This window comes from Zavarzinia sp. (assembly GCF_041650655.1).
Lineage (GTDB): Bacteria > Pseudomonadota > Alphaproteobacteria > Zavarziniales > Zavarziniaceae > Zavarzinia.
Genome location: NZ_JBAZKR010000147.1, coordinates 1 through 7,560 on the forward strand (window position 1 = coordinate 1; position 7,560 = coordinate 7,560).

The window sequence follows — 7,560 nt, forward strand, 5'->3', positions numbered from 1 at the left end:
TGAGCGAGATGCGGTCGCAGCGTTCCGCCTCGTTCATGAAATGGGTCGAGATGAAGATGGTGACGCCGCGATTGCGCGAGAGGTCGACGAGATAGCGCCAGAATTCGTCGCGCGCGACCGGATCAACGCCGGACGTGGGCTCGTCCAGGATCAGCATGTCCGGCCCGTGCAGCACCGCCGCCGCCAGTTGCAGGCGCTGGCGGATGCCGAGGGGGAGGTCGTCCGGCAGGCTGGCGGCCACCTCGGTCAGGTCGAAATCCGCCATCACCTGGGCGATCCGCTGCTTCGCCTCGGCCGGATCGAGGTGGAAGAGCTGGGCGTGCAGGTCCAGGTTCTGGCGCACCGTCAGTTCGCCGTAGAGCGAGAAGGACTGCGACATGTAGCCGACCCGGCGCCGCGTCTCCATGTCGTCGGCGTCGAGCTTCTGGCCGAACAACAGGGCCTCGCCCTCGGTCGGCGCCAGGAGCCCGGTCAGCATCTTCATCGTCGTCGTCTTGCCGCAGCCGTTGGAGCCGAGGAAGCCGAAGATCTCGCCCTTCTCGATCTTGAAGGAGACGTTGTCGACCGCGGTGAAGGCGCCGAAACGGCAAGTCAGCCCGGTCGCCTCGATCGCGATGTCGGCGCCGTCGGCCGGGCGCGGCGGCACCACGACGCCGGCCGCTGCCCCCTGCTCTTCCGGCAGCAGGCGGATGAAGGCGGCTTCCAGCGTGTCGGCGCCGACCTTGGCCTTGAGTTCGGCCGGCGTGCCGGTCGCCAGCACCTTGCCGCCGTCCATGGCGGCGATCCAGTCGAAGCGTTCCGCCTCTTCCATATAGGCGGTGGCGACCACCGTGCTCATGCCCGGGCGGCGCGCGCGGATCCGGTCGATCAGGTCCCAGAACTGGCGGCGCGACAGGGGATCGACGCCGGTCGTCGGCTCGTCGAGGATCAGCAGGTCGGGATCATGAATGAGGGCGCAGCAGAGCGAGAGCTTCTGCTTCATGCCGCCCGAGAGCTTGCCGGCGGGCCGGTCGACGAAGGGGGCGAGGCCGGTCGCGGCGACCAGTTCGGCGATGCGGGCGCGGCGTTCCGCGGTGTGCTGGCCGAACAGCCGGCCGAAGAAATCCAGGTTCTCGAAGATCGACAGCGTCGGATAGAGATTGCGCCCCAGGCCCTGCGGCATATAGGCGACCCTCGTCAGGCAGCGCTGGCGGTGGCCGCGCTCGGCGATATCGCCGCCGAGAACCTGGACATGGCCGGTCTGGAGTTTGCGCACCCCGGCGATCAGGGCGAGCAGGGTCGACTTGCCGACCCCGTCCGGCCCGATCAGCCCGGCCATGCAGCCGGCCGGGATGGCGATATCCACGCCGTCCAGCGCCGCCACGGGGCCATAGCGATGCGAGACCCCCTCCAGGACGGCGACCGTCTCGGTCACTGCGGCAGCCTCAGGGCCAGGTTCTCGGGCCACTCGGCCTTGGGGTCGAAACGGACATAGCCCATGCCGCGCACCCCGGTCTTCACCTGCGCCTGATAGCGGTCGAGGAGATCGGGATCGATGGAGAGCTTGACCCGGAACATGAGCTTGTCGCGCTCGTCCTTGGTCTCGACCGCGTTGGGGGTGAACTGGGCGTCGGCCGACACGAAGGAGACGATGGCCGGGAGGACATATTGCGGCACCGGATCGAGCACCAGGCGCGCCTCGCTGCCCAGCGCCAGACGGCCGACCTGGGCCGCCGGCAGATAGACCGTCATATAGACCTGGGCGACGTCGAGCAGGGTGATCACGCGGGAACCGGCGGCCAGCACCTCGCCCGGCTCGGCCAGGCGGTATTGCACGCGGCCGGCGCGGGGCGCGACCAGGGTGGTGTCGTCGGCCAGCGTGTTCAGGCGGGCCAGTGCCGCCTTGGCGGTATCGATCGCTGCCTGGGCCTGCTGTTCGTTCGCCTTGGCCGCGGTCACATTGGCCTGGGCCACCTGGAGCTGGGCCCGGCGCTGATCCAGCACCTCGACCGACTGATAGCCTTTGTCGTGCAGGGCGTTGGCGCGATCGAATTCCTGCTGGGCGAGCGCAACCTGGGATTCCGCTTGGGTCACGGCGGCGGAGGCGGAGGCGGCGGCCTTCTCGGCCTGCACGATCTGCGCCTTGGCGCCGTCGATCTGGGTATCCAGCTCGGCCCGGTCCATATGGGCGATCACCGTGCCGGCCTGCACGAAATCGCCCTCCTTCACCAGGATCTCGATCACGCGGCCGGCCATCTTGGTCGAAACATCGACCTGATCGGCTTCGAGCCTGCCGTTGGCGGCGGCGATTCCCTCCGGCAGGGCGCCGGCCGTCCGGCTTTTCCAGAACCAATAGCCGCCGGCAGCCACCACGCCGATGAGCAGCACCAGGGCGACGTAGCGCAATGATTTCATCTTAACATATTCCCGTCAAAGATCCCGGGCAGGATACCGCAATGCACATAAAGGACATCACCCGCGCCGCCACGCAATGCCATGATAAATGTCAATGCTGCGCTGCAACAGTCGATGCTACCTGGAACCGTTCCACGCGTGGAGTAGATGATGACCGGGCCTTCCACTTCGAACCTGGACCGTATGGTCAAGTCGACCATCGCCCGTCTGAGCGGCGGCCTGTCGCCGGTGGCGCTGCTCGGCGCCTATAGCGATTGGGCGCTCAACCTGGCGGCGTCGCCCGGCAAGCAGATCGAACTGATCGAAAAGGCGGCGGCCCAGGCGACCAAGCTGTTGCGCTATGCCGGTCACCATGCCCTCGATCCGGAAAGCGATGCACCGGCACCGGCAGTCCCCAGCAAGGGCGATCACCGCTTCGACGACCCGGCCTGGAAGCGCTATCCGTTCAATCTGTTCGAACAATCCTTCCTGCTGACCGAACAATGGTGGCAAGAGGCGACGACCGGCGTGCGCGGGGCGACTCAGGCCAATCTGAACGTCGTCAGCTTCATTACGCGCCAGATGCTGGACATGGTGGCGCCGACCAATTTCATCCCCACGAATCCGGTCGTGCTGGAACAGACGGTCGTGCAGGGCGGCGCCAACCTGGTGCGCGGCATCCAGAACTATCTCGAGGACGAAGGCCGCAAGCTGGCCCACGAGAAGCCGGCGAGCGACCATTTCGAAGTCGGCCGGAATCTGGCCGTGACACCCGGCAAGGTGATCCTGCGCAATCGCCTGATCGAGCTGATCCAATATTCCCCGACCACCAAGGAAGTCCATGCCGAGCCGATCCTCTTCGTGCCGGCCTGGATCATGAAATATTACATTCTCGACCTGTCGCAGACCAATTCGATGGTCAAATATCTGGTCGACCGCGGCCATACGGTGTTCATGATCTCGTGGAAGAACCCGGACGAAGGCGACCGCGACCTCGGCTTCGAAGACTATCTGAACCTGGGCATCAAGGCGGCGCTCGATGCCGTCAGCGCCGTGGTGCCGGGGCAGAAGATCCATGCGGCCGGCTATTGCTTGGGCGGCACCCTGCTCTCGATCGCGGCTTCCGCCATGGCGCGCGACCATGACGACCGCCTCGCCTCCGTCACCCTCTTCGCGGCCCAGACCGATTTCACCGAACCCGGCGAGATCGCCCTCTTCATCAACGAGAGCCAGGTCACCTTCCTCGAAGACATGATGTGGCAGCGCGGCTTCCTGGAAACCGGGCAGATGGCCGGTGCCTTCCAGCTTCTCCGCTCGAACGACCTGATCTGGTCGCGCCTGATCCACGACTATCTGCTCGGCCAGCGCGAGGACATGATGGATCTCATGGCCTGGAACGCCGACGCCACCCGCATGCCCTATCGCATGCACACGCAATACCTGCGCCGGCTCTTCCTGGAGAACGCCCTGGCCCAGGCCCATTTCAAGGTCGACGACCGGGTCATCGCCCTGACCGACATCCGCTGCCCGATCTTCGCCGTCGGCACCGTAACCGATCACGTGGCACCCTGGCGCTCGGTCTTCAAAATCATTCAGTTGACCGATACCGACGTCACCTTCCTGCTCACCAACGGCGGCCACAATGCGGGGATCGTCGCCGGTCCAGAAAATCCGCATCGCAACTATCAGATCGCCTACCACGGGGCGAACGATACCCATGTCGAGCCGGAAACCTGGGCCGCCACCATGCCGCATCATCAAGGTTCCTGGTGGCCCGCCTGGGCGGAATGGCTCGAGAAATTGCAGGCGGGGCATGCGTTGGTCGCCCCGCCGCCCATGGGCGCAGCCGATGCCGGCTATGCCCCCGTCTGCAAGGCTCCCGGAACCTATGTCCACCAAGCTTGAGGCTCTGTCCGGCGTGCTCGCCGGCAAGGTCGGCCTCGTCGTCGGTGTCGCCAACGAGGATTCGATCGCGGCCGGCTGCGCCCGCCTGTTCTACGCCGCTGGCGCCGAACTGGTGCTGACCTATCTGAACGACAAGGCCAAGGCCCATGTCGAGCCGGTCGCCCAGTCGGTCGGCGCCGAGCTGCTGATGCCACTCGACGTCGCCCATGACGACCAGATCGACGCCATCTTCGAGGCGATCCGCGAACGCCACGGCAGGCTCGACTTCCTGCTGCATTCGATCGCCTATTGCCCGAAGGAGGACCTGCACGGCCGCGTAGTCGACTGCTCGCGCCAGGGCTTCGCCACGGCGATGGATATTTCCGTCCATTCCTTCATCCGTCTCGCCCGCGCGGCCGAGCCGCTGATGACCGACGGCGGCTGCCTGCTCACCGTCAGCTACTACGGCGGCGAGCAGGTGGTCGACCATTATAACGTCATGGGTCCCGTGAAGGCCGCCCTCGAAGCCTCCGTCCGCTATCTGGCGGCCGAACTGGGGCCGAAGGGGATCCGGGTCAACGCCGTCTCGCCCGGACCGCTGAAGACCCGCGCCGCCTCGGGCATCGACCATTTCGACGAGCTGATCGACGCCGCCCGTGCCCGGGCGCCGGCCCGCCGGCTGGTCGACCTGGACGAAGTCGGCGCCATCGCCTGTGGCCTGGTCAGCGATTTTTCGAGCGGCGTCACCGGCAATATCGCCTTCGTCGACGGCGGCTATCACGTCGTCGACTGAGGGCGGTCAGGCCAGCGCCATGTGATTGTCCCAGAGCGCCGTGCGCGCCAGGTCGCCTTGCAGCACCTCGGCGCGCACGCTCGGGCTCACCCGCTCGATGCCGCCGTGGCCGCCGGCGATATAGAAGCCGCCGGCCAGCGCGGGATCGGCCGCGATGGCGCAGACGTCCGACAGACCGCGGCTGCCCAGATAGCCCCCGTCCGAGAAACGGAAGAAGGCGGCACTGCCGCCCCGCGGGCTGGTCATGCCGAAAGTCTCGCCCGCCGCATCGGCCGCGGCACTGCCGCAATATTGCCGAAGGTCGGCGAGCCCGTCGCGCGGCATCTCCAGGAGTTGCAGCGTGCCGTCCGGGCGGAGCAAGCCGCCGAGCGGCACCAGGCGCTCCGCCGGGCCCTCGTATTGCATGACGAAGCCGACCGTGCCGTCCCGCCCGACCACCAGATGGCGGATCGAGAGCTGGAACAACCCAGGTTCCAGGCGGAAGTGACGCTCGATCGAGCCGTCGGCGAGCGACAGCACGGCGAGCGACGAATCCATGTCTTCGAGATTGAGCTTGGCCCCCGGCGCGTCGGGATGGGTCAGGATGCCGCCGTTGGCGACCACGATGCGCCCGTCGCCCGGCAGCAGGCGGACGTCGTGGGGATCGAGCCCGCCGCTCTCCCACGCGGCCACGCGGGCGAAGCCGGCCGCCGCGTCGTAGACGCCGACCAGGCCGCGCTCGCCTTCCCAATCGGTCTCGGTCGCATAGAGCAGGCGGCCGTCGGCCGAGAAGACGGCGTGACCGCAGAAGTCGCAGCCTTCGGACGGCGCGAATTGCGCCGCGACCGAACCGTCCGCCAGGTTCAGGGCGAGGGCGAAACGCCCGGGCCGCCGGCCCATGACGACCGCGATCTTGCGGTCGGGCGAGACGGCGATGCCATGGCCGCGCGCCGGCAGGGGCAGGTCGATCACCGGCCGCCCTTCGGCGTCGAAGGCCGTGGCATGGGCGCCGCCCTGGGCGTCGAGCCTCGTGCCGAACCAGAGGTGCCCCTCCGCCCGCGGCCGCGCGCCGAAGGGCAACATGGCCGCCGCCGCCGCGGCGAGGCGGAGCGTGGCGCGCCGGGTCAGGTTCCACATCGCCTCAATCCCCGTCGAGCGCGTTGAAGCCGAGGGGAATGCCCAGCGCCGGCGCCACCTTCTGGGCGATCAACGTCTTCAGCGCGGTCGCCTTGGCGACCAGGGCTTCGACCGCCGGCCGCCGCGCGGGATCACCCAGCGCGGTTTCGAGCGGCGGGGAGACCTGGCCGGCGGCATTCAGCACTTCCGCCAGCGCCTTGTCGACCTCGGCCGCCAGGGCGCCGTCGCGCTGGCGGACCGCGCTCCCCATGCCGGCGTCCCACAGGCCCTTGGCCGCTTCGAGGTCGAGCATCACATTGCGCAGCGCCCGCCCGCTCCGCCATTGTTCAAGCAGGCGCGGCCGCGCGGCGCCGGCATTCTCGCCCAGCGGCTTGGACAGCTTGCGGTCGGCCACCACCTCGACCGCGAGATAGAGCGACTTGAAGAGTTCCACCGTCGCCTCGGAAGCGCTGCGGTAGATGTCGTTGCCGGGACCGGCGGTCTTGACCAGCTTCTCATAGTCGATCGAACCGCCGGTCCAGTCGGCCAGCGCCTGGGCGGCGACCGTCGCGACATTGGCGGCGATGCCGGCGACCGCGGCGCAGCGGAGCTTGGCCTCACCGTCGCCCGCCAGCAGCTTGGTGGCATCGTCGCCATAGAGCAGGCGCTCGAGCGCGGGCAGGCCCTGGACCGAAACGCTCTGCTGTTCCAGGCCGGCGGGTGCGAAGAGGGCGGGGTCCTTCTTCGCCAGGAGGTCGGCCAACTGCCGGCCCACGCTGTCGCGCGGGTCGGGCCAGAACATCAGGCGCGAAGAGCGCATGAAAAGCTCGGTCGGCCCGAAGCGCAGGTGCTGGACCTTCTGCCAGCCGTCGGACGCCGCGCCGAAGGCGAGGCGAAGCTTGTCCAGCCCGGCGGCATCGGGCGCCTTGCAGAAGGCATCGGCGGCCGTGGCCAGGGCAGCCCCCGCCTCGGCCTGGGCCTTGAAGGCGGGGATCACATGGCCGTCGACGACGGCCGCATTCATGGTCGCCAGCGCCGCCTGGTCCTGGGCGGAAAGGCTCGGCTGCTCGCCCTCCTCCTGTGCCAGGGCGGCGGCGGGCGCGCCCGTGACCAGGCCGGCGACCGTCAGGATCTTGAACCACTGGCGCATGGGGCGCGCTCCATTACAGGCTGTTCAGGAAAGCGATCAGATCCCGGCGCTGGTCCGGGCTCAGGGCGACGACACGGTCGCGGGCCGCCTCCGCCTCGCCCCCATGCCAGAGGATGGCTTCGAGCAGGCCGCGCGCCCGCCCGTCATGCAGAAATTCGGTACGACCGGCGACCTCGGCCGTCAAGCCGATGCCCCAGAGCGGGGGTGTGCGCCATTGTCGCCCCGTAGCCCGGGCTTCCGGCCGGCCGTCCGCCAGGCCTTCGCC

7 protein-coding genes are annotated in these 7,560 nt (G+C 68.3%); 2 read left to right on the forward strand and 5 right to left on the reverse strand.

Annotation, left to right across the window (positions count from 1 at the left end):
- Both WC493_RS20645 and WC493_RS20650 read right to left on the reverse strand, forming a co-directional pair.
- Positions 1 to 1,414, reverse strand: a 1,414-nt coding sequence (locus WC493_RS20645) for an ATP-binding cassette domain-containing protein (RefSeq protein ID WP_373068071.1), incomplete at its 3' end; no start/stop codon positions are given.
- The gene (locus WC493_RS20650) at positions 1,411 to 2,394 is read right to left on the reverse strand and encodes an HlyD family secretion protein (protein ID WP_373068073.1); all 984 of its coding nucleotides are present in this window, start codon (positions 2,392 to 2,394) and stop codon (positions 1,411 to 1,413) included. The genes WC493_RS20645 and WC493_RS20650, both read right to left, overlap by 4 nt.
- Positions 2,395 to 2,544: 150 nt before the next feature.
- Between WC493_RS20650 and WC493_RS20655 the strand changes: the two genes are divergently transcribed.
- A complete protein-coding gene (locus WC493_RS20655) occupies positions 2,545 to 4,278 on the forward strand; it encodes a PHA/PHB synthase family protein (RefSeq protein WP_373068075.1) in 1,734 nt (577 codons plus the stop codon).
- Positions 4,262 to 5,050 (forward strand): enoyl-ACP reductase FabI, encoded by a 789-nt coding sequence (fabI, locus tag WC493_RS20660; protein ID WP_373068077.1) that lies wholly within the window; start codon positions 4,262 to 4,264, stop codon positions 5,048 to 5,050. Before WC493_RS20655 ends, fabI begins: the two co-directional genes overlap by 17 nt.
- Positions 5,051 to 5,056: 6 nt before the next feature.
- Here the strand turns inward: fabI and WC493_RS20665 are convergent, their stop codons facing one another.
- From WC493_RS20665 to WC493_RS20675, 3 genes are all read right to left on the reverse strand, one after another.
- The gene (locus WC493_RS20665) at positions 5,057 to 6,166 is read right to left on the reverse strand and encodes a DUF1513 domain-containing protein (protein WP_373068079.1); all 1,110 of its coding nucleotides are present in this window, start codon (positions 6,164 to 6,166) and stop codon (positions 5,057 to 5,059) included.
- 4 nt (positions 6,167 to 6,170) lie between these two features.
- On the reverse strand, positions 6,171 to 7,295 hold the full coding sequence (locus WC493_RS20670; protein ID WP_373068081.1) for an imelysin family protein: 1,125 nt from the start codon (positions 7,293 to 7,295) through the stop codon (positions 6,171 to 6,173).
- A gap of 13 nt (positions 7,296 to 7,308) precedes the next feature.
- On the reverse strand, positions 7,309 to 7,560 hold a 252-nt coding region (locus tag WC493_RS20675), incomplete at its 5' end, for a di-heme oxidoredictase family protein (protein ID WP_373068083.1).

Bases quoted from the DNA above. Each gene is read 5' to 3' on its own strand.
- WC493_RS20650 (WP_373068073.1), bottom strand. From the start codon at position 2,394: ATGAAATCATTGCGCTACGTCGCCCTGGTGCTGCTCATCGGCGTGGTG.
- WC493_RS20655 (WP_373068075.1), top strand. From the start codon at position 2,545: ATGACCGGGCCTTCCACTTCGAACCTGGACCGTATGGTCAAGTCGACC.
- fabI (WP_373068077.1), top strand. From the start codon at position 4,262: ATGTCCACCAAGCTTGAGGCTCTGTCCGGCGTGCTCGCCGGCAAGGTC.
- WC493_RS20665 (WP_373068079.1), bottom strand. From the start codon at position 6,166: ATGTGGAACCTGACCCGGCGCGCCACGCTCCGCCTCGCCGCGGCGGCG.
- WC493_RS20670 (WP_373068081.1), bottom strand. From the start codon at position 7,295: ATGCGCCAGTGGTTCAAGATCCTGACGGTCGCCGGCCTGGTCACGGGC.